The sequence below is a fragment of the Hyphomicrobiaceae bacterium genome (genome assembly GCA_041397645.1).
In the GTDB taxonomy this organism is placed as follows: domain Bacteria; phylum Pseudomonadota; class Alphaproteobacteria; order Rhizobiales; family Hyphomicrobiaceae; genus Hyphomicrobium_B.
Window position 1 is genome coordinate 337,360 of sequence record JAWKWE010000004.1, and the last position, 26,637, is coordinate 363,996.

Consider the following 26,637-nt stretch of genomic DNA (forward strand, 5'->3'; position numbering starts at 1 on the left):
ACCAAGCGCGACAAGGCCGGCCATACGTCCGGCTTTGTTTTTCTGTGATGGCGAATCTTCTTCTTCCCGGCGCAAATTCCTAACGCGGCGTTAACGCGAATTTATCCTTTTTCAACCATGTTGTTGCCATCGGCCCGCGCGATGACCCAACGTTGCGGCCGGTTGTAGCTGCGTAGTTCTGGGATCAAGTAGCATGTCTGTCTCCGCACGCGCTCGCCGCTTCGCGATCATTTCGGCCGCCACCTCCGCGGCTGTGGTCGGCCTCTTCACATCCACGCACACGGCACGCGCCGACGTCCTGGCCCCGATCTGGTCAGGCGCCTACGCCGGTGTGCACGGTGGCGCAAACTGGGGCGACATCGAGTTCTCCAACATCGGCTCGGCCAGCGGCTCTGATTTCACCGGAGGCGGTCACGCCGGTATCAACATGGCCTTCGGTCAATTCATCGCCGGGTTCGAGGGCGATCTTGATTACGTCGGCGGATCCTACGGCTACGTGAGCGGCGGCTCGCTAGGCAGCATGGACGTGAACTGGCGCGCATCGTTGCGTGGCCGGCTTGGCATGAATGTCGGACCGGCGTTGCTGTACGCGACCGCGGGTTTCGCTTGGCAGGACGTTAGCGTTGTCGAGACCAGCCTGGGCGGATTTTCAGCGTCGAACAGTGAAACCCTTTCGGGCGTGGTCTACGGCATCGGTGCGGAAACCTACGTGATGCCTAATCTTTCACTGCGCCTTGAAGCGTTGCACTACGACTACGGTTCGGAAAAGCTGTCGGTCGGCGGCGCGGCAGGCGCTCTTCAGGAAATCGACCCAAGCGATACGGTGGTGCGCGCCGGCGTAACCTTCCATCTCAACTAGGTTCCATCTCAACTAGGTTCCATCTCAACTGGGCCCGCCTCAACTAGGCTTCGCGTGCTCAGGACTCGATGTTGCCGTTATGGATCGCTGGCGGGAGCAAGCGGAACAGGGGTTGTGGGCACCAGCTTGCGGTCGCCCCACTCAACCCAGCCGTCCGTTCCTTCAGGGAACCAGTAGAGCTTGTCGTAACCAAGCGCAGCGATGCGCTGCACGGCATTCCACGCCATCCAGCAATCCGACTGACAGAACACGACGATCGCCCTGGACTTGTCGCCAGCGGTGAGCTTCGCGAGATTGTCAGTCAGGTAGTTGTCGAATCCGGGTGTAATCCGGCCGCGGCCGACATCAGGTAGCCAAACCGATCCTGGGATCGAGCTATGAGGACGCGACAGGCGCCACTGTCCGGTCGCCGGATCTGGACCAGCCCCCTCTGACGGCATGACATCCAAGAGAAGCGCGCCTTTCGCGATGAGCTCATCAACCTTGTCGAGATCGACGCGCGTGCCGCCCTTCACTGCGTCGGGAACTGCGGCGCGGTAATGGGCAATTCTATATCCTGTCACCGGATCGAAGGCTTCGTCGTTGTCTTCAGCGATAGCGTCTGCGAGACCGATCACATATACAAATGCGTAGAAGATGACCCGGAAAACGAGCACTCCAATGCGCATGTTGCGCAGTTGCTGACATTGGCTCTTCTTCTCCCGCCGCACGATCGGTCCTCCGAAGTGGTTAAGAAGCGACAGCCTACAGCTCGCTTTCTGCATGGTACGAACCGGCCTCCGCCATCGGCATTACACTATTTGGCAATTTCGGCAGACGCCCTCTTGTCTTTAGACTTTCGGCTACGACGCGCCCGCATAAAAAATCAAGAGGCGCCGGACGTGAGGAAACACTTTCGAGGATCTGCAAACTTGATGCGAACCCGTTTGCCCATTTGGGCGTTGCTTGCGTCGCTCATCGCCACAGCAAGCGCGACTGACTACGCCTTGGCCCATGGCGATGTCACACCCCAGCCCATCGACGTAACCGGCCTCAAACCCCTCAAAGAGGGCGAGTGGCTCACCGAAAACCCCTACCGAGGGGATGCCAAGGCCATCGAGATCGGTGCTTCTGGCTACAATCAGAACTGCGCCCGTTGCCACGGCTTGCAGATGATTTCGGGCGGTCTTGCCCCCGATCTGCGCTATCTCGAAAAAGGCGATGTGGGCGATGAGTGGTTCATCGAGCGTATTCGCCATGGCGCGCACAAGTCCGATGGCTCGACAGTGATGCCCCCGTTCGAGGGCGTCTTCAAGCAGGAAGCCATGTGGGCGATCCGCGCCTATATCGAGTCTATGCACACCGACGAGTGATCGGAGTCCCCATGCCTGCAATGCATCTTGCGCGACTGTGCGTGTTGGCAGCATTTGTCTGGACGACGGTTTCAGCGGGCGTCGAGGCGCGTCCCCTGGAGCAAGTCAAGGCCGCCAACGACCTTTTCGTCGTCGCCTACGAGGACAACAAGCCGTTCTCGTGGAGCGCCGACGACGGTACGCCGATGGGCATCGACGTCGATTTGGCGAAAGCGATCGCCGAGAAACTCGGCGTCGACGCAACAATTGAACTTCGGATGCAGGCCGAACGGGCGGACGGCGACGTTCGCACCAACATCATCCGCGGCACGGTGGGTGGCGGCAAAACCGCCGACATCCTGATGAACGTGCCTTTTGATCCGGAATTTGCACGCAAGTTCGATGACGCGCTGATTGCCAATCCGTATTTCCAGCAAACCGTCGCGCTTGCCATAAATCCGCAGAAGATCCCGTCCAACGCCACTTTCGAGATCTTTCGCAAGGAGAAGGTCGGCGTGAAGCTTGCAAGCGTCTCTGACTACTTCCTGATGGGGTATGGGGACGGAGCACTGGTCAACAACATCTCTCATTTCACGCGCGGCCCGGTGGGCGCCAAAGAGTTTGTCGATGGCGAAACCTCCGCAGTGCTGGGAGTTCGCTCAGAGATCGAAGGCACGCTCGCCGAGCTTGGCGTCAAGGCGACCTTCATCACACCCGACATGCCCGACATCATTCGCAAGACGTGGGCGATCTCCCTTGCGACCCATGCAGATAGCAAGGATTTGTCGGATGCCGCGGGAAAAGCTTTGGCGGAGCTACGCAAATCCGGAAGGCTGAAGGAAATATTCGCCAAATACGGCGTCACCTACATCGCCCCGCCCGAAGGGTGATATTATAGGCACCGAGGTGGTCGATATTTGCCTTCCAAGGGAATAGGTCGAGACGGCATGTTGAAATACATAGTTGCAATTGCCGTTTGCATTTTCTGGATCTCGTCTGGCGCAATTGCTGGATCAATCCCGGATGACCCGCTTAATTCGCCGGTTTGGAAGGATATCGCCATAAAGCAGTTCGGCGATGCCGAGGTAGTTTTTGATGAGCGCGTAAAAGTTCTCGTGCCCAGCGTAGTCGAGAACCAAGCTCAGGTTCCAGTTATCGCGGACGCCCGCGAACTGCCGAATGTCGACAAGATCGTCGTCATCGCCGACCTCAATCCCATTCAGCACGTCCTCACCTACAGTCCCGAACATGCCAAGGCCGTACCCTACATCTCGTTTCGCATGAAAGTAGAGCAGGCAACGCCCGTTAGGGCGGCCGCGCTCACCTCGGATGGCGTTTGGCATGTGGGCGGCGTCTTTCTCGAAGCGGCTGGCGGCGGTTGTTCATCACCGGCCCTGGCTCGCGACGATGCAGACTGGACTGAAACAGTTGGCAAGGCGCAAGGCCGCGCCTGGCGCAAAGCCGATGGAACGGCTCGCATGCGCCTGCGCGTCAAACATCCAATGGACACTGGCTTGGCCAAGGACAACACGCCGCCGTTCTTCATTGAGCGCTTGGACGTCAAGGACAAGTCCGGCGATCCGCTTGCCACGCTTGAAATGTTCGAGCCCGTTTCAGAAGATCCAACGATCACGCTGGACATCAAGCTGCCCCCGTCGGAAGGCTCCTTCATCATCGACGGACGTGACAACAACGGCAACATCTATCGCTCGACGATCCCGGTGCCCTTCGATGGCAGCGCGCTTCCTTCCGGTTGGAAAGATGCTGGCGAGAAGAACCGCGAAGCCCAACCGGCGATGAGAAGCCGGGCGTCATGAAGCTCGATCGCCGAGATGCCATGCGAGCGGCGATCGCAGCCGCAGCCGCGCCGTTTTTGCCAATGTTTTCGGCTGAATCTGCGCCTTTGAGCTACGACCTTAAACCGATCGCCGTCGGTGACGGCATCTGGATGCTTGCGGGCGTTCCTCAACCCATCACCTTTGACAATGGCGGCGCCATCGCCAACATCACTATCCTCGACAGCACCGAGGGCGCGATCATCGTTGATACAGGGCCATCACGCCGCTTTGGCGACGAACTCGCTGCTCTTGCAAGAGCGCTGACAAACAAAGATATCGCTCGCGTTTACATCACGCACTTCCATCCCGATCATGCCTTTGGAAATCAAGCCTTCACCGCCGACCAGATCGCCGCCCCGCAGGGCGTGATCGATGGCTTGCGGATTGCTGGCGCGGCTTTCTCCGACGCCATGTACTACATCGCGCGCGATTGGATGCGCGGCACCGAGATCGTTCTACCGAAAAAGGCGGTCACAAGCGGCGTCGAAGAGATCGGCGGACGCAGGCTGCATCTGTTCGCGCTTTCCGGACACACGCCCTCCGATTTGGCGATCCTCGATGAAACCTCCGGCACATTGATAGCGGGAGATCTGGCCTTCCTGGATCGCGCGCCAACCACGCCACACGCCAATATCGGGAAATGGCAGGAAAGCATCGTCACCTTGCGGGATCTTGATTTCAAGAGGCTCATACCCGGCCACGGGCCCGCCGAGGCCGACAAGCGCGCGCTACAGCAGACCCACGATTGGCTGGCAGCCATCGCCGACATCATTCAGAAGAGCTATGAGCGCGGATTAGACATGTTGGAGGCAGCCCAGCAGCCTCTGCCGCCAGCTTTGCAGAACATCGCACTTGCGCGCTACGAGTTCGAGCGCTCGGTTATGCACCTATATCCAAAATTGGAGGCGGACCGTTTACCCGAAGTAGGTCGAAAAATCGAATAGCGTCTATTGTAAAATAGTCCTTATTGGACCAACCCGGCTGACCTAGATCGTTTGTACTATTTGGCAATAAGAGACGGCATATCTCTGCGATAGGGTCTCCTTCAGTGCGACTTCCAAAAAGGGGGGAATAATTTCTCCAAAACCGGAAGCGCCTTTAATAACGAGGAGACGCTTATGAAATCTTTCAAGTGGTACGCCACTGCGAGCGCTATTGCGCTCTCGCTCAGCTTGGCCGTACCGGCCATGGCCGACGTCACGATCGATGACATCGTCAATGACGCCAAGACGACGAACGACGTCGTGACCAATGGTCTCGGCACCCAGGGTCAGCGTTACAGCCCGCTGAACACGATCAACAAAGACAATGTCCAGGAACTCGTTCCTGCATGGACGATGTCTCTCGGCGGCGAAAAGATGAAGGGCCAGGAGACGCAGCCCCTCGTCAAAGACGGCGTCATGTACTTCACCGGCTCTTATTCGCGCGCATGGGCCGTCGACACCAAGACCGGCCATGAAATCTGGGAATACGACCACCGCCTGCCGGAAGGCATTCTGCCTTGCTGCGACGTGATCAACCGCGGTGGCGCGCTTATCGGTGACAAGTTCATCTTCGGCACGCTCGACGCCAAGCTCGTCGCGCTCGATGCCAAGACCGGCAAGGTCGTGTGGAGCAAGAAGATTGACGACTTCAAGTCGGGCTACTCCTTCTCAGCCGCTCCGCTGATCGTTCCCTCCAAGACCCACGGCCCGCTGATCATCAACGGCGTGTCGGGCGGTGAATTCGGCATCGTTGGCCGCGTCGAAGCGCGCAGCGCAGAAACCGGCGACGTCGTATGGTCGCGTCCGACCGTCGAAGGCCACATGGGTATGCTGGACGGCAAGCCTTCCACGATGACCGGCAAGAAGAACGAATCCTGGCCGGGCGATCTGTGGAAGACCGGCGGCGGCGCCACTTGGCTTGGCGGCACCTACGATCCTGAAACCAATCTGATCTTCGTGGGCACCGGCAATCCGGCTCCGTGGAACAGCCACATGCGTCCGGGCGACAACAAGTGGACGTGCTCGCGTCTCGCCATTGATCCCGAAACGGGCGAGATCAAGTGGGGCTTCCAGACCACGCCGAACGACGGCTGGGACTTCGACGGCGTAAACGAGGTCGTTTCCTTCGATGTTGACGGCAAGAAGCTCGCCGCCACCGCCGACCGCAACGGCTTCTTCTATGTTCTCGACCGCACCAACGGCGCATTCCAGGGCGCATGGCCGTTCGTAGAGAAGATCACCTGGGCAAAGGAAATCGGCAAGGATGGCCGTCCGGTCTATGTGCCTGAGAACCGTCCTGGCAATCCTAAGGATTCAAAGGATGGCAAGAAGGGCGCGCCCGTGTTCGCCGTTCCGAGCTTCCTGGGCGGCAAGAACCAGATGCCGATGGCATACAGCCCGGACACCAAGCTGTTCTACGTTCCCTCCAACGAGTGGGGCATGGACATCTGGAACGAACCCGTTGCCTACAAGAAGGGCGCGGCCTACCTCGGCGCCGGCTTTACCATCAAGCCGATCTTCGATGATCACATCGGCTCGCTGAAGGCGATCGATCCGACCACCGGCAAGATCGTGTGGAAGGTCGACAACCGCGCGCCTCTGTGGGGCGGCGTTCTCACCACGGCTGGCGGCCTGGTGTTCTACGGAACGCCCGAAGGCGAGTTCAAGGCACTCGATGCCGCGAGCGGCAAGGTGCTCTACAGCTTCAACACCGGCTCGGGCATCGTCGGCAACCCCATCACCTGGGAGCAAGACGGCGAGCAGTACGTGTCGGTCGTATCGGGCTGGGGTGGTGCTGTGCCTCTGTGGGGCGGTGAGGTCGCAAAGACCATTTCGCACCTGAACCAGGGCGGCATGGTCTGGACCTTCAAGCTGCACAAGAAGGTGGCGGCCAACTAATCGCAGCCAGAACTTCCTAAGCTTTACAAACACGCGAGAGAGGGCGGTCTGGGGGGACCGCCCTTTTTCAATTCACGGGCACTTTTCCGTCCACGTTGTGGGAAGTTAAGTCGATGCAAGAAGCCGTCGACTGGGTGAAGCGCTGCCCCAATCCTCACAACGAGCCGAGCGACATAGAGATCCGTCCAGTCTTCTCCATGGATGATTTCGGTGAAGCCATGACGCCGGAGCTGCGCGCGCAGGAAGAACGCCTCATGGAGAAAGTTACAAAGAAAAATGCCGGCTGAATCGTTCTACTGCCTTTGACTTCGGCCCCGAGACCGTTCAACGGGCCCTCAGGAGTAAAATCGATGCCCCAATCTTCCAGCAAGCCTTCTTCGCAAGCCGCGCTTCCGGCCTTGGCGCCGCACATCGTTTGCAAGGGCGCAAACGAAGCGATGGATTTCTACAAGAAGGCGTTTGGTGCGCGCGAAAGACTGCGCATTCCAACTCCGGATGGAAAGCTGATGCACGGCGAAATCAACGTCAACGGCGCGCTCGTCTTGCTGACGGAAGAGTCGCCGGAATTTGGTTCGCTCTCACCAAAGACGCTGAACGCCACAACCGTCACGCTGCACCTTTACGTCGATGACGTCGACACGTTCATGGCAAAGGCGGAAGCTGCGGGCGCAACGATTGCTTCTCCGCCCAGCGACATGTTTTGGGGAGACAGATACGGCGTCCTTGTAGATCCTTTTGGGCATCGCTGGTCCGTCGCCACCCATCTGCGCGACCTATCCCCCGAAGAATTGCAGACGGCCGCGCGCGAATTCATGGAGAAGATGGCCTGCGGCTTCAATTGATTTGCTATCAAGACCCGCCAGAGCGGCGATCATTACCCTCGTTTATTCAGCGCCGATTTTAACTTCCCCCGCACAGATCTGACACCGGACGTGTTCCGGTGTAATAATTCCGCTTGCGAACAACGGATCGGCACGATTCTGGCGTTAAGTCAGACGTGCGATCCAAATCGATTCAACGGCTTAGCGCTGCAGCTCCTATCGGCCCCTCCAGCGCGACGGAGAATTCTTTAATGACTTCAAGGGGAACTCGAAACGTGCGGTTTGCTGCAAGTCTGCTTCTGGTGGCGCTTGTGGCGGCTGGCGCGTGGCTGGTTTCCCGCGATGGTCCCGCGCGCCTGCTAGCTCTCGATTTTGTGAACTCCGTTAAGGCACACATCTCGAGTGTCGATCCTTCGGAAAAGGCGGAAAGCGCCAAGCCTGAACGTGTCGTCACCGTGGAAGTGTCACGCGCGCGCGCCGCTATCGCCAGCACCGACATTCGAGCCATCGGCTCGCTGCAGTCTGATGAAGCCGTCGTCATCGCCAACGAGATTGCAGGGCGTATCGTCGAGATTGCATTTCAAGAGGGAAAGCCGGTCAAGAAAGACCAGGTCCTTGTCAAGCTCGACGATCAACTAGCAAAGGCGGAAGTTGCAGATGCGCAGGCACGGCTCGATCTCGCAGCCGCCAACAACAAACGCGCTCAGACGCTTTCTAAAACCGGCATCGTGACAGGTAAGTCGCGCGATGAGGCTGAGACGAACTTCGAAACGGCGAAGGCTGCCCTGGAACTTGCCAAGACCCGGCTTTCAAAACTGGAACTGCGTGCCCCGTTTGACGGCATCGCAGGGCTTCGCGGAATCTCTGTCGGTGCATTCGTCAATGTCGGCACCGCAATTGCCAATCTGGAAAAGATCGATACCCTCAAGGTAGATTTCAAAGTTCCAGAAACACATCTGCGCGACATCTCGGAAGGTCAGCCCATTGAGATCGCCGTCGATGCTGTTCCGGATCGCACGTTCAGCGGCACGATCTACGCCATTGATCCGCTGGTCGATGTCAACGGCCGAGCGTTGCAAATCCGTGCGCGTCTCGACAATAGTGATCAGATCCTGAGGCCCGGGTTATTTGCTCGCATCAAAGTCGTCGGCGCCACCAAGCGCGATGTTGTGATGATTCCGGAATCAGCAATCGTCCCGCGCGGCGAAGACACGTTCGTCTTCAAGATCAGCGACAGCAGAGCCGTGGAAACGAGAGTCCACCTCGGCCGCCGCGCCAACTCCGAGGTCGAAGTCCTCGACGGCCTGGAAGCCGGCATAAACGTTGTCACTGCGGGACAGCAGAAGCTGCGTAGCGGCGCGGCTGTCGAAATCACGCCTTCGCTCACCGAGCGGTCGCGCGAAAACCCGTTGCCACAGATCGATCAAAACGACGGCGCGACTTCGGCCACCAACCGGAGAGGCTGATGGGCGCGCTGGAATTCTGCATCCGGCGGCCAGTCTTTGCCACCGTCCTGAGCCTCCTTCTCGTTTTGCTGGGTCTGGTGTCGTTCGAGCGGCTCACGGTTCGCGAGTTTCCAAATGTGGACGAACCGATCATTTCGGTGAGGACCGAATATCCAGGCGCATCCGCGTCGATTATCGAAACCCAGGTCACGCAAATTCTTGAAGGCTCCATCGCCGGCATCGAAGGCATCGACGTGCTCGAATCCACGAGCCGTTCGGAGTCGAGCCGGATCACCGTGCGTTTCCGCCCCGAGGTCGACCCTGACGTTGCCGCAAGCGACGTGCGCGATCGCGTGTCGCGCGTGCGCAATCGCCTTCCGCCCGAGATCATCGAACCTGTCATCGCCAAGATCGAGGCAGACGCAAGGGCCATCATGTTTCTGGCTTTTTCCAGCCCAAGCATGTCGAGCCTTGAAATCACGGACTACATCGACCGCTACGTAACCGACCGGCTGAAGACGCTCAACGGCGTGGCCGACGTCCAGATCTACGGCGAACGCCGCTATGCCATGCGCGTGTGGATCGATCGTATTCGATTGGCAGCGTATAATCTCACCGTGCAAGACGTCGAAAACGCCTTGCGGATGCAGAATGCGGAAATTCCCGCAGGCCGCATCGAAAGCACCGAGCGCGAGTTCCCCGTCCTGTCTCGCACCGGCCTGACGACGCCTGAGCAGTTCAGCAATATCGTCATCAAGATCGCGAACGGTTATCAGGTCAAGCTAGGGCAGGTTGCGCGCGTGGAGCTAGGCGCGGAGGACGAGCGGCGAACCTCAACCTATAACGGCGCGCCTGCGATAGCGGTCGGCATCATCAAGCAATCGACGGCCAATCCGCTCGACGTGTCTCATGCCGTAAACGCCGTCCTGCCCCAGATAAATGCCAGCATGCCTCAAGAGCTGAAGGCAGAAGTGGGTAACGACGACTCGGTGTTCATCGAACGCTCTATCGAGGCTGTCTATCGCGCAATCCTGGAAGCGGTGGCCTTCGTCGTCCTTGTCATCTTCTTCTTTTTGCGTTCGTTCCGGGCCGCAATCATTCCGATCGTCACCATACCCGTATCCCTGATCGCGACCTTCACCATTATGCTGGCGCTCGGCTTCAGCGTGAATACGCTGACGCTGCTTGCCATGGTGCTCGCTATCGGTCTGGTCGTGGACGACGCCATTGTCGTTCTGGAAAATGTCTATCGCCACATCGAGAGCGGCATAAAGCCGATCCCGGCCGCCGCCAAGGGCATCCAGGAAATCGGCTTCGCAGTGGTGGCGATGACGCTGACGCTTGCAGCCGTCTACGCGCCGATCGCTTTCACACCCGGCAAAACCGGTCGTCTATTTCTGGAATTTGCGCTGACCCTTGCTGGCGCTGTTTTGGTCTCCGGCTTTGTCGCGCTCACGCTCACGCCCATGATGTGCGCCAAGCTTCTGCGTCACAATCCTCATCCCGGCCTGTTCTTCACGATCATGGAGCGCGGCTTCACGGGGCTGGAAAGCGGATACCGCCGGCTGCTTGGTGCTGTTTTGCGCATGCGGCCTTTGGTCATCCTTCTTGCCATCGCAGTTGCAGGCATCAGCGCAGTTTTGTTCACGACGCTCAAGACCGAGCTGGCGCCCGAAGAAGACCGAGGCCAGATCCGCGTTCGCGGAACAGCGCCGGAGGGCTCCACGGTTTCCTACACCGAACGTTATGCGCGGCAGATCGACGACATTCTGGCGACCGTGCCGGAGGCCCGCGGCAGGCTCACCATCAGTGGCACGCCGGAAGTCTCCCGGGCCCTTGTCGTGGCGCCGCTCATCGATTGGAATGAACGCACGCGACTGCAGAAGGACATCGTTGAAGATATAAATCCCAAGCTAAAGCGCATAACCGGCATCCAAGCCTACGCGCAAACGCCTGGGCCGTTCGGCCAACGCGGTTCCGGTAGACCCATTGAATTCGTCATCCAGACATCTGGAACTTACGAAGATCTCCAGCGCTATTCCGATACGTTGCTGGACAAGATCCGCGATTATCCGGGACTTGAGAGCATCGACACCGATCTGAAGCTCAACACGCCGGAATTCCGCATCCAGATCGACCGTGCCAAGGTTGCCGATCTTGGCCTCGATGTCGTTGCCGTCGGCCGCACACTGGAGACCCTTCTCGGCGGACGCAAGGTGACGCGGTTTGAACAAAACGGCGAGCAATACGATGTCTACGTGCAGCTCGCGCCCGATGATCGTTCGACCCCAGAAGCGCTATCGACCATCTTTCTGCGCAACGCACGCGGCGATGCCATCCAGCTTTCGAATATCGCAAGCGTGACTGAGAGCGTCGCGCCCAAGGAGCTTAAACGCTTCAATCAGCTGCGTTCGGTTACACTGCAGGCAAATCTGGCGCCGGGCTATACCGTTGGCGAAGCAATCGGCGTTCTGGAAAGAGCGGCCCACGATGCACTTCCTCCTACGGTCCAAACGACGCTCAGCGGCGACAGCCGCGAGTGGCGCGATTCCTCAAACAACCTCTCGATGGTATTCGTGCTCGCGATCGCGTTTATCTATCTGGTACTTGCTGCACAGTTTGAAAGCTTCCGCGATCCCGTCATTATCATGTTGAGCGTGCCGCTCTCCATGATGGGTGCGCTCGGAGCGCTCTGGCTCACCGGCGGCACACTGAACGTCTACTCCCAGATCGGTCTCGTCACGCTCGTCGGCCTGATCACCAAGCATGGCATTCTCATCGTCGATTTCGCAAACAAGCGTCAGCTCGCAGGCGCAGACCGCACACGCGCGGTGCTGGAAGCTGCCGTTTTGCGGCTGCGCCCAATTCTGATGACCACCGCGGCGATGGTGCTCGGAGCCCTGCCGCTGGCCATCGCAACCGGTGCAGGCGCTGAAAGCCGCCAGCAGATCGGCTGGGTAATCGTCGGCGGCATGTCCCTGGGAACCCTACTGACGCTGTTCGTCATCCCGGCAATCTACAGCTACGTCGGGCAGCTCCATCAAGCCGAGAGCGAGGGCGACGCTGCCTTAAATGCTTCTGAGCACCGCGGGACGCCAGCCAAGAGCAAGGACGCGCAACAGCCTGCCTAACTATCAGTCGAAGAGCTGCTGAGTGTCGGCGAGCTTGGGCTGCGCTTTGTCTTTCGGCGACAGCACGGCATTTGCTGCAACCTCGCCCCAATCAATGCCGATCGCGGGATCGTTCCACGCAACACCTCTGTCGTGCTCCGGCGAATAATACTCGGTCACTTTGTAGAGCACCTCGGTATCGGGCTGGAGCGTGATATATCCGTGCGCAAAACCCTTGGGAACGAACAGCTGCTGCCAATTTTCTTCAGACAGCACTGCACTGACATGCTTACCGAATGTGGGCGACGAGCGCCGGATATCGACAGCAACGTCGAGAATGGCACCCCGCGTACACCGTACCAACTTGTCCTGCGCTTTGGGCGGCAGCTGGAAATGCAGGCCGCGCATCGTCCCTTTAGGCTTCGAGAAGGCGTGATTGTCCTGCACGAAGTCGAGTTCCAGGCCCGCCTCGGAGAACGAGCGCGCCGTCCAAACTTCCGAAAAGAAACCCCGTTCGTCGCGAAACATTTTCGGCGTGATCAGCACCACGTCGGGAATGGCAAGTCTTTCAAACTTCATGGATCAGGATGTAGTCCCGGTGTTGTGGAGGGTGTCATGGAGATTGATCGCGCACACGTCTTCAGCGCGGGCTATCGGTTGGACGGAGCGGAAAGACACGCGCCGACCCTTGGCTCGGCGGCGTATCGTCAGGCTCCGAGGCTGGAGGTGACACCTCATCATCCGACGCCACCTCGCTATCCGAAGCCGCCGACACATCCCTGTGCTCCATCACTTTGGCCTGGAACCTTTGCCAGCTGATGGGGATCAGCGACAGATAGATGAGTGTCGAAAAGGCCAGCGTCTCATATGGATAGGTGAACAGCATCGCGACGTACCCAGCCGCGAGAACAAAAATCGGCAAGACCCATTCGCGGCCGACGCGCTCACCCATCAGCTTGCCGGAATACGTTGGTATCGTGGAAACCATCATGAAAGCGATGAAGAGCGTGTAGAGCATAACGATCTTCAACATCCAGGGCGACTTCATCCAATCCAGCCCGAGATGATGGAGGTAGACCGGGAGCATCACCACAATGGCTGCGGCTGGCGTGGGCATTCCGACGAAGTAATTCGACTGCCATTTCGGCTTGTCATCGTCGAGCGCAGCATTGAAGCGCGCGAGGCGCAGCGCCGAAGATAGCGCAAAGATCATCACGCAGATCCAGCCTGCGCTCTTGAGGTCGCCCAGCCCCCAGTTGAAGACGAGGAACGCAGGCGCGACTCCGAAATTGACGAAGTCAGCGAGGCTGTCGAGTTCCGCGCCGAAGCGGGACGAGGCTTTCAGAGCCCGCGCGATGCGACCATCCACACCATCCAAAGCGGCTGCGAAAACGATTGCCGCTAGCGCAAGATCATAGCGGCCTTCGATACCCATGCGGATCGAGGTGAGGCCGGCGCATAACCCCAGTAGCGTAACGAAGTTAGGTACCAGCATCCGCACAGGCACCCGTGCGTGCCGGAACAAGGGACGCCTGCGACGGCGGCTGGTCTCCTGTTCGATGGTCGGCAGATCTGGGTCCATGTCAGCCTCCATTCAACAAATCGATGCGTTCAACGTCCGTCATTCTGAGCGCCCAAACGGGACACTGTGGCTCAGGCCAATCTGGCCTCGCGCTCGGGCTCGGCCGACTTGAGATCTGCAAAAACTGTTTCACCGGCAATCGCGCGCTGGCCGACGCTGACAAGCGCATGGGCTCCAGGCGGAAGGAACACATCCACACGTGAGCCAAAACGGATCAGCCCGTACCGCTGCCCCGCCGCCAAGCTATCGCCTTCGCGTGAGAACGTCACAATACGGCGTGCCACGAGACCGGCGATCTGCACCACACCGATCTCGCCGCCACTCGGCATCTCGATGACGATGGCGCTGCGCTCGTTCTCTTCGCTCGCCTTATCGAGAGCGGCATTAAAGAAGGCACCCGGGATGTAGGCAGAACGAACGATGCGGCCCGCGACCGGCGCGCGCTGAATGTGCACATCGAAGATCGACAGGAAGGTGGAAATCCGTACCCGCTCTTCCGGCCCAAGCCCCAACTCCGGCGGTGGGCGCACTTTATCGATCGACGAAATGCGTCCATCGGCGGCGGAGATCACCAGTCCATCGCGCATCGGCGTGACACGCGCGGGGTCGCGGAAGAAGTAGACGATCCATGCTGTGATGCCGGCCAGAATCCAGCCAAGCGGCGGCCACAGCACGAAGAAGAGAAGCGTCGCCAGCGCACCGGCTCCGACGAACTTGTGTCCGTCAGGATGAACCGGTGCCAGCGTATCGAAAATGGTATCAAGAATGCCGTGGCGTTCCGACACTTACTTAAGCCTCCGAAAACTTGTCAGTTGAAGAGATCGCGCACCGTATAGGATGCAGCGGTCTCCTGACGTTCAATTGAAATGTCCAGCCCGGGCGAACCCGCGTGACAGACGTATTCTAGTCCTGCTTCGTGTCGAGCGGTATGGCGACAAACCGTAGGTCTCCTTTGCCGTCTTCCACGCGTAACAATACCGCTTTGCGGCCGCTCTTTTTCACTTTGTCCACGCTTTTCACGACGTCATCGGGGTTTGCCACCGGAATTTGGCCCGCCTCCACGATCACGTCGCCCGGTTTGAGCCCCTTCTGAGCCGCCGGGCTGGCGGGATCGATATCGTCGATAACCGCACCGGCCGTCTTCTCATCCAGACCATACTTGCGGCGGATCTCATCGGTAAGCGGAACGAGCTTCAATCCGATGATCTCGGATACGGCTGGCGGCTCAGGCTTATCGCCCTTGTCGCTGTCGTCGTCGGAGCCGCCAGCAGCAGATTCTTCCTCCAGAAGACCGACGGTGATCTGCACGGTCGTGGTCGCGCCCTTGCGCAACACTTCGACGTCGACAGCCTTCCCTATCGGCGTCTGCGCGACGATCTTTGGCAGACCGCGCATGGTGGTGACATCCTTGCCGTCAAACTTCATAATGACGTCGCCGGTTTCGAGCCCACCCTTGGCAGCGGGACTGCCCGGCGTTACGGCCGACACCAGCGCACCACTGCTATCGGGCACGCCGAGCGTCTCTGCGATGTCTTCCGTGACTGTTTGAATCTTTACGCCCAACCAGCCCCGGCGAGTCTCCCCATACTGCTTGAGCTGATCGACAACCGCCGTCACCGTGTCAGATGGAACCGCAAAGCCAATACCGATCGAACCGCCGGTCGGTGAGATGATGGCCGTATTCACGCCGACGACCTCACCATCCATATTGAACAGAGGACCACCTGAGTTGCCCTTGTTGATGGCTGCGTCCGTTTGCAGGTAGTCGTCATATGGGCCGGAATTGATGTCGCGGCTCTTGGCGGAAATGATGCCGACCGATACCGAACCGCCGAGACCGAATGGATTGCCGATTGCGAGCACCCAATCGCCAACTTCAAGCTTTGTGGACGACCCGAACTTCACATCCACCAAAGGCTTCTTCGGATTGACTTTGAGAAGTGCGATGTCGGACTTCACATCCTTGCCGACCACCTTCTCCACTTTCAGCTTACTGCCATCGTGGAAGTTGATGATGATTTCGTCCGCCCCGTCGATGACGTGGTTGTTGGTGACGATCAAACCTTCGGCCCCGTCGATGACGAAGCCTGAACCGAGCGAGGATACCTTACGGTCGACACGGGGCGCACCGCCCTTCTTGTTGAAGAAGTCATCGAAGAACTCTTCAAACGGCGATCCCTTCGGCACCTTTGGCAGCGGCACGCCTTGAGGCCCCTTGACCGTTTGCGTCGTCGAAATGTTTACGACCGCATCCGACAGCTTTTTGGCCAGCGGCGCCAAAGACACCGGACCTTCAGCCATGGCCGGCGACGCCCCGACGAGAAGCGCTAAAACGGCAAGAAGACGTAGGGCTTGGCGCATTGTCTGGCTCCTGGCATCTGCCTCGAAGTTAAGCTGAGGTCTTTGTCAGTCTGGCTTAGGGCGCAGGCGGGTTGAGCGTCAATGCCTAAACCGCCCGCGGCTTCAGCCTGTCAGGCTTGGCGCACAAGGCGGCAGTATCGTGTCCTTCAGGAATTCGTTACGTCGCATGGCCATCAACGCCAGCTGCTGGCCTAACCGCGTGCGAGCCAGACCAAGCCCATGCCGAGTACGACCATCGTCCAAGCGACCACGGCGAGCTGCCTTTCCGGCAGGCTAGCCATGTCGCGAACGATACGCCGTCCTAGATCCGGCGAGATTGCCCAAAGCAGACCTTCCAGCACGATGGCCAGACCCAGCCCCGCGAGCAAGTCGTTCATTGCTGCGGCGTGATCGGAGCGGTCGAAGCCCGCCCGCCACCCTGCGGATCTTCGAAGTAACGGAAGAAATCGCTGTCAGGCGAAAGCAACATGCGCGTATCGCCCGGCTTTAACGCCTGCGTATAGGCCTGCATGGAGCGATAGAAGCGGAAGAAGTCAGGATCCTGGCCAAAAGCTTCCGCGAAGATGCGGCTGCGCTCACCCTCGCCCTCACCACGGATCTGATCCGCTTTCTGAGTTGCTTCAGCCTTGATCACAGTAACCTGGCGCTCGGCATTGGCGCTGATGCGGTTCTTCTCGCCTTCGCCTTGAGCGCGAAGTTCGGTTGCCTCGCGCACGCGGTCCGCCTTCATGCGATCGAACACCTTGGCAAGGTTGTCTTTCGGCAGATCAGCGCGCTTGATGCGCACGTCGACGACTTCCAACCCGTAATCGCGGCCTTCCGAATTCACCTTAGCGGCGATTTCCTTCATCAGGCTTTCGCGCTTGGTCTTGACGATCTCGGGCAACGTCGCCCCACCCAGGACGCGGCGAATTTCCGATTCAACGAGCGGCCCAACGACCTGTCGCACTCGCTCCTCGTAACGCACGTTCTGATAGAATTTGAGCGGATCGGTAATGCGATAACGGGCGAACGCATCGACGATGATGCGCTGCTGGTCGGCTGCGTTGAGTTCCTGGGCACTCGTATCGAGATCTAAGATGCGCTTGTCGAAGAGGTCGACTGTATCGACGAACGGCACCTTCCATTTGAGGCCTGGGGTGGTGACGACCTGTTTGGGCTCACCGAACCGAAGAACCAGGGCCTGCTCGTTCTGGTGCACGATAAAAGCCGACGAATAGAGGCCGACGGCCGCAACGCCAATCAAGATTGCGAGAAAGGCAAGAAATGCGCGCATGATCACTGCTCTCCCGCGGCTGGTGTTTTGCGTTTCTGTAGCTGGTCGAGGGGAAGGAACGGCACGACGCCGGAGCCTCCCTTGGAGTCCAGAATGATCTTATCGGCGCCGGAAAGCACACGCTCCTGCATTTCCAGGAACAACCGCTCGCGCGTTACGTCCGGTGCCTTTTTGTATTCCTCATAAACGCTGAGGAAGCGGGCGGCCTGACCTGTCGCCTCGGCAATGGTCTGCTGCTTGAAGCCCTCTGCATTCGCGAGAATACGATCGGCTTCACCCCTCGCCCGCGGCAAAATCTGATCGGCGTATGTCTGCGCTTCCTTGATCAAGCGTTCTTTGTCCTGCCCTGCCGCAGCAACGTCGCGGAAGGCGGCGATTACTTCGGCTGGCGGATCGACTTCGCGCAACTGCACCTGGTCGATCTTGATGCCAGCGCCGTAATCGTTAAGCATTCGCTGCATCAGCGCCTGAACCTCTTCCTGCGCCTTCTGGCGGCCACTGGTCAGCAAAGGCTGCAAATTTGACTGTCCGACAACTTCACGCATGGCGCTTTCCGCCACCTCACGCACGGTCGTCTCGGGCTGAGCAATGTTGAAGAGGTACTGCTCGACACCCGTCTGGCCGGTCTTTTTGTCGGTTTCGGTATTGATGCGCCAGAACACGACGAAGCGGACATCGACGACGTTGCCATCGCCGGTCAGCATCAGGCCGCTGTCGGGTCCGTCGACGGAGCTGGAGCGCGAACCGGCACGGCCTGTGCCCACTTCGATCGTGCGCTGTTGCGTGACCTGAGGCGTGCGCACTTCCTCGATCGGATAAGGAAGGCGGAAGTGAAGACCAGGCCCCTGCCAACGGTCGAACTTACCGAACCGCAGCACGATGCCCTGCTCGTCGGGATTGACCCTGTAGAAGAAGCCATAGAACGCAATCGCCATGAGACCCAGCACGGCAATCAGAAATAAGAAGGGCTTGGGCACCCCGCCACCATCACCGCCGCGGCCGCCACCGCCGCCGCCACCGCGCATCACCTGTTTCACCTTGTCTTGGCCCCGACGCAGGATCTCATCGAGATCGGGCGGCTGACCGCCGCCACCGCCCTGGCCCCACGGACCTTGTCCCCACGGCCCGCCGCCGTTGCCGCCGCCTTTACGGCCGCCGCCGCCACCGCCTTGATTACTCCAGGGCATTCTTAAGCCTCATCCTGCATCAATAATGTTTCATCGCCCACTGGCACTGAACTGCGCGCGGGCCAGCCGCTCCATTCGTGGCGGCTGAAAGTTCCAATCCCGTTTCAAGGGGGGTCGCTTCAAATCATCAGGCTCGCTTATAGGACAGGGGGTTCCCCCAGGCAAACGCCCGGGCCCCGAGCGCCGCTTCGCGGACTTAGAGCCCTAGAAATGGTGGCTTTTCCAGTCCGTTCAAGCGCCCGGATCAATCGCGGTTAAGACGCCCCGTCCGCAAACCGCTCGAAAACGATAAGGGTGGAGGCGTACTCGTCTTTGGGGCCCTGCGGAAGCTCCTCCCGGCAGCGATCTTATAGACGCAAGGAAAACTACAGCGTGCCGCGCTTACTCATGCATAGATAAGGCTTTGACTACCTATATCTACGAGGGCTTTTTTTTGGAGTGCAGGATTTCTGTCCAGCTTAGTGAAACTAAACGAGTACTCGTCACCGAACAGACCTTTTGGAACTTCAAAAGAAGCCACTTCCGTCCAACCGTCAAAGGAAGCGTCAAAAAAGGCATCACCTTCAATCGTAGCGTCTATTTCAGTTAAATAGACACGGGACACTTCATTCTTGAAAAGATCGAAAACTGCCTGCCCGCCGATTATCATAATCTCATCGACACCAAGGCGTCGGCATTCCCGCTCAGCAAATTCCATGGCAGCCGACTTGGTGCCCGCAACGAAAACATCTTGAGCACTTATGCCATTCTCCCTTGAAACCACGATGTTTGGTCTGCCGGGGAGCGCCCTACCAATGGACTCGAACGTTTTTCGGCCCATAATAACGGGCTTGCCTAACGTAATCTTTTTGAAATTTCTCAGGTCGCTGGGCAGGTGCCATGGCATCTTGTTCTCACAACCAATGACCTTGTTGCGAGTACGCGCGACGACGTAGCTATACGTCGGCTTCATTGCCATAGCAGCTCCCCCTCTCAAGCCCGTCCCCACGGGTTGACTCGGAAAACCATGAGGCACCTTCCGAATCACTTATACACGCATCGGCAAGTTACGAGAATCCCGGGACATTAAAAGACCTTTTGGTGTGTGCTCCAATGCTCACCAACAACTATATGTTAGGCCAAATTGGCCACCAGGCCCATCTCATCTGCGGCAATCGGCGACCAAGGGGCTTCTATGAACTTCACTCAACGATAAGTGAGACAATCACGTTTGTTTCAGCTTCCGCTGGGCTTTAAGCGCCCTTCGTCGGTCTACAGCCCGCAATTGGAACCATCGCGATCTGATTAACCTCGTTATATTTGTTCATGGCGCCACTGGCGGCATCAACAGCGAGGCCAACAACGCCACCAGCAATCAAATTGCCAGCAGCCATGGTCTCCGTCGATGACGCGATCACGCCGACGCCATCCTCATAGCACTCTTTTTTGCAGGTCACCGCAACATTGTACTGGCTCTTGTCCAGCACGAGCGTCCCTGGAGTAATCAGGGTTTTGGTGCCGATGCCTTCCGACGTCAGCGTGCAGCTGGATCCCGGCGCGCCGGGCGTATTCAAAGAAATTGTCTGCGTGGTGCCTTTTGTGATCGAGGCACAGCCCGCCACAACCAATCCCACTGACAGCAGCAGCGCAAACCCGCGTTTCATCGCGCATCCCCCCAGATTTCGCGAAACTGCAGCTACACGAAAACAGGGGCGCTGGTCGAGATGCAGGGATGTTCTATCCCCTGAAATTCAGTGGTCTGCGGAAATGCCTCATTAAACCGCTACCGGCGCGGCAATATGCGGATGAGGATCGTAGCCTTCGAGACGGAAATCCTCGTAGCGGAAATCGAAAATCGACTTCACGTCCGGGTTGATGTGCATGACGGGCAGCGGGCGCGGTGTGCGTAACAGTTGCAGATCCGCTTGCTCCAGGTGATTGAGATAAAGATGCGCATCCCCAAACGTGTGCACGAAATCGCCAGGCTTCAGCCCTGTCACTTGCGCCATCATCAAGGTGAGCAGCGCATAGCTTGCGATGTTGAATGGCACGCCGAGAAAAACGTCGGCTGAACGTTGGTAAAGCTGACAGGAAAGCTTGCCATCCGCCACGTAGAATTGGAACAGGCAGTGACAGGGCGCCAGCGCCATATCGGGGATGTCAGCCGGGTTCCAGGCCGACACGATAATACGGCGGCTATCCGGATTGGTCTTGAGTGTATTCACGACCTCGGAAATCTGGTCGATCGTGCGCCCGTCCGGCGCGGCCCACGACCGCCACTGCTTGCCGTAGACCGGTCCAAGATTGCCGTCGGCATCTGCCCACTCATCCCAGATGCGCACGCCGTTGTCTTTCAGGTACTTGATATTGGTGTCACCGGCGAGAAACCAGATCAACTCGTGGATGATCGACTTCACGTGCAGCTTCTTGGTCGTCAGAAGCGGAAACCCGCGGGAAAGATCAAAGCGCATCTGGTGGCCGAAAACGCTCAGCGTCCCGGTTCCTGTGCGGTCGGTCTTTTCCGTGCCCGTATTACGCACCCGGGCGAGAAGATCGAGGTATTGCTCCATAGCCGGTGTTCTTAAGCCGATTCCCGAACCTTGCCGAACTTCCACCGAGGCTGTGCACGTCCAATTCGCCCGCGCCAGCTATTGCAGCACCACTTCCGGGACAAACGCCAGGGCGAGGACGATGGCGCTGTTATAAACCGCGTGTGCTGCCATCGAAGGCCACAAGCTTTGCGTGCGCTCGCGCAACCAGGCGAAATAAATCCCGATGACGAACAAGAGCGCCAGAGCATAGATCGAGTAGCTGGCGTGAAGAGCTGTCCAAAACCCAGCGCTGATACCGGCGGCACCAACGAACCCTAGTGGCGAATCCCGCAACCCGCCAAACAGCAGCCCGCGGAACAACAGTTCCTCCGACAAAGGGGCTCCCACACCGGCCGCCAGCAACAGCATCCACCAGCTGCTTGAACTCGCGATGTGCGCAAATGGGCGGATATCGTGGATAAAGGTCGTGCGATCCAATTGATAAATCAGCGTTCCGATAGCCGATGAAATCGCCAGGAGCCCGAGGATAGCAAGACCAACGGCGGCAATTCCGCCACGCGGCCGCGAGAACAGCAAAACCCGCCCGCGCAAAGGAGGGGTCAAAAACGCCGCAAGCAGGGTCAACGTCACGACTGTCAGCTGAAAGCCGGCAAAATATGCCCCGAGCCGTTGGGCTTGGAGGGTTTCGAAATGGCCGGGCTGGTGCGCGCCGGGTGTACTGTAGTCGGCAGCCACATCGAACATGGACGCGGCCTGAAGCCCAGCGAGCATCGCGAGCTGCACGATCGCCAGTGCCAGTAGCAAAGCGGCAACAGCTGGGATCCAGACACGCCAGGTGCGCGGCGGCTTATGCACCTCGCCAAGTACCTCCTGCTCCAATCTCGTACCTTTCTACATGCACAGACCCGGCGCGGGGCATTCGCGACGCTATGGCGCTCCGAATTTCCCACAACAACGCCATCTACCCCCAATTTCGCCCAACGGACGGACGAACGGCGACTTCTTTTTTCAGTTCGGGCCCCCTATATTCAGGGGGCCGGATTCGTCCGGCTATGGCGATAAACGCGACCGTAATAAGCCATTCGGACCCGGGGGCGGTACCCGGCGCCTCCACCATTCTTTTTTCCCGCAGATTGCGGCAGCTTCCCGATTGGGAGCCGCAAATGCGACCGGAATGGGGGCGAACTAGGATCGACGAGGGTGTAAAGGGTTTAGCTTTTGCCCGGCATGATACCACCGTTATCGGGTCATTCAGAATAGTTGCCAATGACAACTATGCTGAGGCTGCTCTCGCTGCGTAATGCGGCGCGAAATGCCTAAACTCAAGCCCTTACCCCTAGCCGGGTAAGGCGCGGTTAGGAGGGCACCGGGCAACAGAAGCCCTCCACTTCTCGTCCGCGTCAAACTATGCTCTTTTGTAGTACGCGACGTGCGTTATACGAGAATCCTCGTCCAGGATCGAAGTGGGCGTGCACGCGGGGATGTGCGGGAACAAACGAGAAGAAGAGCGACTGAGCCGATGGCAGGCGGGCCAATGATCGATTATGAGGCGCTCCAGCAGGATGCACTGCGCGGAATCGTTCGCGCCGCCCTTCAGCAAATTGCCAAGACCGGACTTCCCGGCGAGCACCACTTTTATATTTCGTTCCGCACCCAGTCTCCTGGCGTCGTTCTTTCCAAGCGACTGAAAGAGAAATATCCGGACGAGATGACAATCGTCCTACAACACCGTTTCTGGGATCTGATTGTTTCGGAAGACCGCTTCGAGGTGAAGCTGACGTTTGACGGCGTGCCTGAGCGTCTTGTCGTTCCGCTTTCTGCCATCAAGGTGTTCATCGATCCATCCGTCCATTTCGGACTTCAGTTCGAGGATGCCGCTGACCGTCCGCAAACAGCGCCGCGTCGCTCCATGACCATGGATGCCGCTTACGACGCTGTTAGCGATGCGCGCCCGGACAGCCCGCGCGCCACCTTGACGAAGAAGCCGCGAAGCCCGCGCAAGTCCCGCGCGGAAAAAGAAGCGGAAGCTGCGGCTCGCAAGGATGGCTCAAACGAGTCCGCACCCGTTCCGCCCCAACCCGAGCCCGCATCGGCGGCCGCCACAGAATTTTCGGAAGATGCCCAAACCGCGCAGCCTGCTCAAGCCGAGGACGACAAGGCAGGCTCGAAGGTCATCAGCCTCGACGCATTCCGCAAAAAATAGCGAACCGCTCAGCCTGTCGATTTAAAGTTGGTCGTCGTACCCGGCTTGCGTTTCTGCAGGCGTGGATTGTACCCCGGCTGGAGAACGCCTCCGACCAATTCGGAACATTGAACATCGGCAACGAAAGGATCGCTCGCTTCGATCTCGGCGGCGCTGTAACAGGCCTGGGCATTCTCCATCGGTCTGACCTGCAAACCGGCGTCGCCATTGGGCATGGCGAGTTGGACGATCATGACGATGATTTTGGATTCCATGGCGTGTTCACCCCGGGTTTGAGCACCGCCCTTGCAGACCATGCTGCTCAAGGGCCACGCACACTTGGAAAAAAGTGGGCTTCCCGTATTCCCGCGGCAGACCCGGCAAGGACGGTTGTGGAACGTCCGCTCGTTCCACACGCAACGCGCCTGACCGCTTCATCTACGCAAAAGCCTAACGAGATAACGAGCCAAACGCGGCAATATTCTGCTCGGGTTTGGCTCGCATTGAGTCTAATGATGCTCAACGGCCGCAGTTGCTCGGCCGTTGAGCTGCTGGTCAGAGCTGTGCCGGTCTAGGGGCGCGCTTCCAGCACCATGTTGAAGGGCGCTGAGACGGCGCGACGAACACGCGTGAAGCCGCCCTCGCGCAGCACTTCCGTCAGCCGCTTTTCTCCCGCCTGTGCGCCCAAGGCCGCGCCGACCTCTTGATTAAGCGAGGCAGGCACGCAGACGTTCGTGGAGAAGGCGTAATAGACGCGCCCCACGGGATTCATGTTCTCTGCCAGCGTATCTCCAGCCATCGGCTCTACGATCATGAACGTACCGTCGTCTTTCAACGATTCCCGCACACGGCGTGCCGCACCGACCGGATCGCCCATGTCGTGCAGGGCATCGAAGATCGTCACCAGATCGAAATTGCCGCCCGGGAAATCCTGCGCCCGCGCCTGCTCAAAAGAAAGATTGGTGCTGCCAACTCCGACCTCCCGTGCGCGAACGACTGACGGCTCATGGAAATCGTACCCGACAAAGTTAGACTTCGGAAAAGCCTGCGCCATGATGAGTGTCGAGGCGCCATGGCCGCAGCCTATGTCGGCGACCTTTGCGCCCTTCTCCAGTTTGGAAACGACTCCATCGAGGGCAGGCAGCCATTCGACAACCAGATGCCCCTTGTAGCCAGGCCGGAAGAACCGTTCCGTGCCGCAGAACAGACAATTGCAGTGTTCGCCCCACCCGATGCCCTTGCCGGTCTTGAAAGCTTCTGTCAGGCGCGGCTCGTCCGCAAAAACCGCCGCCAGCGCGTAGAACCCGCCGGTCAAGTTGACGACGCTGTCCTCGTCGGCAAGCACGGCCGCCTGCTCCGGGCTCATCGAGAACTTGTTGGATGCTGCGTCGTAGGTGACGAACCCTGACGTTGCCTGCGCGCTTAACCACTCGCGAATGTAGCGCGGCGCAGTGTTCGTCTTCCTGGCGAGCTCTTCCGGTGTCGTCGGGCCGATTGCTGCGAGCGCCTTGTAGAGACCGAGCTTATCGCCGACCATTACTAGAGCTGCGTTCGCCGCGGCGCCAATCTCGTTCACCATCATGCCGAGTAGCGGCTCGAGTTTTTGCATGTCTAACGTCATTGAGCGTCACACCCTTTCTGGTCGTTTCTGATGCTCCCGGACAAGTTTGTTGCACATTCGGCAGGCTCGAGGCATTCGCCTGAAGCCTCAACCAAGCGACCTCGCTGCAATTCTCCTCGCTGACAGACCCAAATGGCCATTTTGTACTTGGGCCAGGGTCATGCTAATCGGCATGCTGCAACGCAACCATTGATCCGCGAGCCGCACTCCATGACCTCTCATCGCACCGAGACCGACACCTTCGGCCCCATCGAAGTTCCCTCTGAGGGCTATTGGGGCGCACAGGCCCAACGCTCGCTTGGAAATTTCAAGATCGGATGGGAAAAACAGCCGCAGGCGATCGTGCGCGCTCTGGGCATCGTCAAGCGGGCGGCAGCTGAAACCAATATGGCGCTCGGAAAGCTCGACCCCAAAATCGGTGACGCCATCGTCAAGGCCGCCCAAGAGGTCATCGACGGCAAACTCAATGACCATTTCCCGCTTGTCGTTTGGCAGACGGGTTCTGGTACGCAGTCCAACATGAACGCCAACGAAGTCATCTCGAACCGCGCCATCGAGATGCTGGGCGGAACGATGGGCACCAAGAAGCCGGTGCATCCCAACGACCACGTCAACATGAGCCAGTCGTCAAACGACACCTTCCCCACGGCCATGCATATCGCCTGTGCAGAAGAGGTGGCGAACCGGCTGCTGCCAGCCTTGGCGCACCTGTATGACGCGCTCGAAGCCAAGGCGCTGGCCTGGAAGGACATCATTAAGATTGGCCGCACCCACACGCAGGACGCCACGCCGCTAACGCTTGGCCAGGAGTTTTCCGGCTACGCCAAGCAGATCGAAAACGGCATCAAGCGCATCGAGCTGACGCTTCCCGCCCTCATGGAACTGGCCCAAGGCGGCACCGCCGTTGGAACGGGTCTGGCATCGCCCGAGGGGTTTGCGCGCAAAGTTGCCGAACGGATCGCGGCGATCACCAAGCTGCCGTTCACCACCGCTCCCAACAAGTTCGAGGCTCTGGCGGCGCACGATGCGATGGTGATGACGCATGGCGCGATCCACACTGTCGCCATGAGTTGCTTCAAGATCGCCAACGACATCCGCTTCCTGGGCAGCGGTCCGCGCGCAGGGCTCGGCGAACTGGCCCTGCCAGAGAACGAGCCCGGCTCTTCCATCATGCCCGGCAAGGTTAATCCGACCCAGTGCGAAGCCATGACGCAGGTGTGCGCGCACATCCACGGCAATAACGCGGGCCTCGCGTTCGCCGGCAGTCAGGGGCACTTCGAACTCAATGTGTTCAATCCGATGATGGCTTACAACTTCCTGCAGTCGGTGCGCCTGCTCGCGGACGCGGCGGTGTCCTTCACCGACAACTGCGTCGTGGGAATCGAACCGCGACTCGACAACATTGCCCAAGGACTGGCAAACTCCTTGATGTTGGTGACGCCATTGAAAGAAAAGTACGGCTACGACCGCGCCGCAAAGATTGCCAAGACCGCGCACAAAAACGGCACGACCTTGCGCGAGGAGGCTATTGCGGATGGCATCCCGGCGGAAGACTTTGATCGGATCGTCGTTCCGGCCAAAATGATTAGCCCTGATCCCGCATGAGGTTGC

General features: G+C 58.9%; 25 protein-coding genes, 1 other RNA gene and 1 pseudogene. 13 read left to right on the forward strand and 14 right to left on the reverse strand.

The window, feature by feature from the left end:
- Positions 1-193: 193 nt before the first annotated feature.
- Positions 194-859: an outer membrane beta-barrel protein gene (locus tag R3D51_01635; protein ID MEZ5898172.1), complete on the forward strand. Its 666-nt coding sequence runs from the start codon at positions 194-196 to the stop codon at positions 857-859.
- Between the two features lie 77 nt (positions 860-936).
- Here R3D51_01635 and R3D51_01640 read toward each other — a convergent pair whose 3' ends face one another.
- A complete protein-coding gene (locus R3D51_01640; GenBank protein MEZ5898173.1) occupies positions 937-1,623 on the reverse strand; it encodes a rhodanese-like domain-containing protein in 687 nt (228 codons plus the stop codon).
- A gap of 150 nt (positions 1,624-1,773) precedes the next feature.
- Here R3D51_01640 and pedF point away from each other — a divergent pair, with 150 nt between their 5' ends.
- From pedF to R3D51_01685, 9 genes and pseudogenes are all read left to right on the forward strand, one after another.
- Entirely contained in the window at positions 1,774-2,211 is a 438-nt protein-coding gene (gene pedF / locus R3D51_01645) for a cytochrome c-550 PedF (protein MEZ5898174.1), read from the forward strand.
- Between the two features lie 11 nt (positions 2,212-2,222).
- Positions 2,223-3,080 carry a transporter substrate-binding domain-containing protein gene (locus R3D51_01650; GenBank protein MEZ5898175.1) on the forward strand — a complete coding sequence of 286 codons (858 nt, stop codon included), beginning with the start codon at positions 2,223-2,225 and terminating at the stop codon, positions 3,078-3,080.
- 57 nt (positions 3,081-3,137) lie between these two features.
- A complete protein-coding gene (locus R3D51_01655) occupies positions 3,138-4,007 on the forward strand; it encodes a quinoprotein dehydrogenase-associated SoxYZ-like carrier (GenBank protein MEZ5898176.1) in 870 nt (289 codons plus the stop codon).
- Complete coding sequence (locus tag R3D51_01660; protein MEZ5898177.1) at positions 4,004-4,972, forward strand: quinoprotein relay system zinc metallohydrolase 1; 969 nt, start codon at positions 4,004-4,006, stop codon at positions 4,970-4,972. Before R3D51_01655 ends, R3D51_01660 begins: the two co-directional genes overlap by 4 nt.
- A gap of 174 nt (positions 4,973-5,146) precedes the next feature.
- Positions 5,147-6,910, forward strand: a complete 1,764-nt coding sequence (locus R3D51_01665; GenBank protein ID MEZ5898178.1) for a PQQ-dependent methanol/ethanol family dehydrogenase — start codon at positions 5,147-5,149, stop codon at positions 6,908-6,910.
- Between the two features lie 95 nt (positions 6,911-7,005).
- Positions 7,006-7,197, forward strand: a pseudogene (locus tag R3D51_01670) (YciI family protein).
- A 63-nt stretch (positions 7,198-7,260) separates the two neighbouring features.
- Positions 7,261-7,752: a VOC family protein gene (locus tag R3D51_01675; GenBank protein MEZ5898179.1), complete on the forward strand. Its 492-nt coding sequence runs from the start codon at positions 7,261-7,263 to the stop codon at positions 7,750-7,752.
- Between the two features lie 254 nt (positions 7,753-8,006).
- A complete protein-coding gene (locus tag R3D51_01680) occupies positions 8,007-9,197 on the forward strand; it encodes an efflux RND transporter periplasmic adaptor subunit (protein MEZ5898180.1) in 1,191 nt (396 codons plus the stop codon).
- The gene (locus tag R3D51_01685) at positions 9,197-12,307 is read left to right on the forward strand and encodes an efflux RND transporter permease subunit (protein MEZ5898181.1); all 3,111 of its coding nucleotides are present in this window, start codon (positions 9,197-9,199) and stop codon (positions 12,305-12,307) included. The genes R3D51_01680 and R3D51_01685 overlap by 1 nt, the downstream gene beginning before the upstream one ends.
- Positions 12,308-12,310: 3 nt before the next feature.
- On the opposite strand, the gene rfbC is transcribed toward R3D51_01685, so the two are convergent.
- From rfbC to R3D51_01740, 11 genes are all read right to left on the reverse strand, one after another.
- A complete protein-coding gene (rfbC, locus tag R3D51_01690) occupies positions 12,311-12,865 on the reverse strand; it encodes a dTDP-4-dehydrorhamnose 3,5-epimerase (GenBank protein ID MEZ5898182.1) in 555 nt (184 codons plus the stop codon).
- Positions 12,866-12,926: 61 nt separating this feature from the next.
- Positions 12,927-13,868 (reverse strand): phosphatidylcholine/phosphatidylserine synthase, encoded by a 942-nt coding sequence (locus R3D51_01695; GenBank protein ID MEZ5898183.1) that lies wholly within the window; start codon positions 13,866-13,868, stop codon positions 12,927-12,929.
- A 71-nt stretch (positions 13,869-13,939) separates the two neighbouring features.
- Positions 13,940-14,653 carry a phosphatidylserine decarboxylase gene (locus R3D51_01700; GenBank protein ID MEZ5898184.1) on the reverse strand — a complete coding sequence of 238 codons (714 nt, stop codon included), beginning with the start codon at positions 14,651-14,653 and terminating at the stop codon, positions 13,940-13,942.
- Between the two features lie 118 nt (positions 14,654-14,771).
- On the reverse strand, positions 14,772-16,229 hold the full coding sequence (locus R3D51_01705; GenBank protein MEZ5898185.1) for a Do family serine endopeptidase: 1,458 nt from the start codon (positions 16,227-16,229) through the stop codon (positions 14,772-14,774).
- Positions 16,230-16,420: 191 nt separating this feature from the next.
- Positions 16,421-16,606: a DUF2065 domain-containing protein gene (locus R3D51_01710; protein MEZ5898186.1), complete on the reverse strand. Its 186-nt coding sequence runs from the start codon at positions 16,604-16,606 to the stop codon at positions 16,421-16,423.
- On the reverse strand, positions 16,603-17,505 hold the full coding sequence (locus tag R3D51_01715) for a protease modulator HflC (protein ID MEZ5898187.1): 903 nt from the start codon (positions 17,503-17,505) through the stop codon (positions 16,603-16,605). The genes R3D51_01710 and R3D51_01715 overlap by 4 nt, the downstream gene beginning before the upstream one ends.
- 2 nt (positions 17,506-17,507) lie before the next feature.
- Positions 17,508-18,692 (reverse strand): FtsH protease activity modulator HflK, encoded by a 1,185-nt coding sequence (hflK, locus tag R3D51_01720; protein MEZ5898188.1) that lies wholly within the window; start codon positions 18,690-18,692, stop codon positions 17,508-17,510.
- A gap of 385 nt (positions 18,693-19,077) precedes the next feature.
- On the reverse strand, positions 19,078-19,650 hold the full coding sequence (locus R3D51_01725; protein MEZ5898189.1) for a dihydrofolate reductase: 573 nt from the start codon (positions 19,648-19,650) through the stop codon (positions 19,078-19,080).
- Between the two features lie 274 nt (positions 19,651-19,924).
- The gene (locus R3D51_01730) at positions 19,925-20,335 is read right to left on the reverse strand and encodes a hypothetical protein (GenBank protein MEZ5898190.1); all 411 of its coding nucleotides are present in this window, start codon (positions 20,333-20,335) and stop codon (positions 19,925-19,927) included.
- 111 nt (positions 20,336-20,446) lie between these two features.
- On the reverse strand, positions 20,447-21,241 hold the full coding sequence (locus R3D51_01735; protein ID MEZ5898191.1) for a thymidylate synthase: 795 nt from the start codon (positions 21,239-21,241) through the stop codon (positions 20,447-20,449).
- Positions 21,242-21,319: 78 nt separating this feature from the next.
- On the reverse strand, positions 21,320-22,102 hold the full coding sequence (locus tag R3D51_01740; GenBank protein MEZ5898192.1) for a type II CAAX endopeptidase family protein: 783 nt from the start codon (positions 22,100-22,102) through the stop codon (positions 21,320-21,322).
- 117 nt (positions 22,103-22,219) lie between these two features.
- Between R3D51_01740 and ssrA the strand changes: the two genes are divergently transcribed.
- Positions 22,220-22,612: a transfer-messenger RNA gene (ssrA, locus tag R3D51_01745) on the forward strand.
- Positions 22,613-22,742: 130 nt separating this feature from the next.
- A complete protein-coding gene (locus tag R3D51_01750; protein ID MEZ5898193.1) occupies positions 22,743-23,426 on the forward strand; it encodes a ClpXP protease specificity-enhancing factor SspB in 684 nt (227 codons plus the stop codon).
- A gap of 8 nt (positions 23,427-23,434) precedes the next feature.
- On the opposite strand, the gene R3D51_01755 is transcribed toward R3D51_01750, so the two are convergent.
- Together R3D51_01755 and R3D51_01760 are read right to left on the reverse strand one after the other, a co-directional pair.
- Positions 23,435-23,680 carry a hypothetical protein gene (locus R3D51_01755; GenBank protein ID MEZ5898194.1) on the reverse strand — a complete coding sequence of 82 codons (246 nt, stop codon included), beginning with the start codon at positions 23,678-23,680 and terminating at the stop codon, positions 23,435-23,437.
- A gap of 296 nt (positions 23,681-23,976) precedes the next feature.
- Positions 23,977-25,026: a class I SAM-dependent methyltransferase gene (locus R3D51_01760; protein MEZ5898195.1), complete on the reverse strand. Its 1,050-nt coding sequence runs from the start codon at positions 25,024-25,026 to the stop codon at positions 23,977-23,979.
- Between the two features lie 210 nt (positions 25,027-25,236).
- Here R3D51_01760 and fumC point away from each other — a divergent pair, with 210 nt between their 5' ends.
- The gene (gene fumC / locus R3D51_01765) at positions 25,237-26,631 is read left to right on the forward strand and encodes a class II fumarate hydratase (GenBank protein ID MEZ5898196.1); all 1,395 of its coding nucleotides are present in this window, start codon (positions 25,237-25,239) and stop codon (positions 26,629-26,631) included.
- The last annotated feature ends 6 nt before the right edge of the window (positions 26,632-26,637 follow it).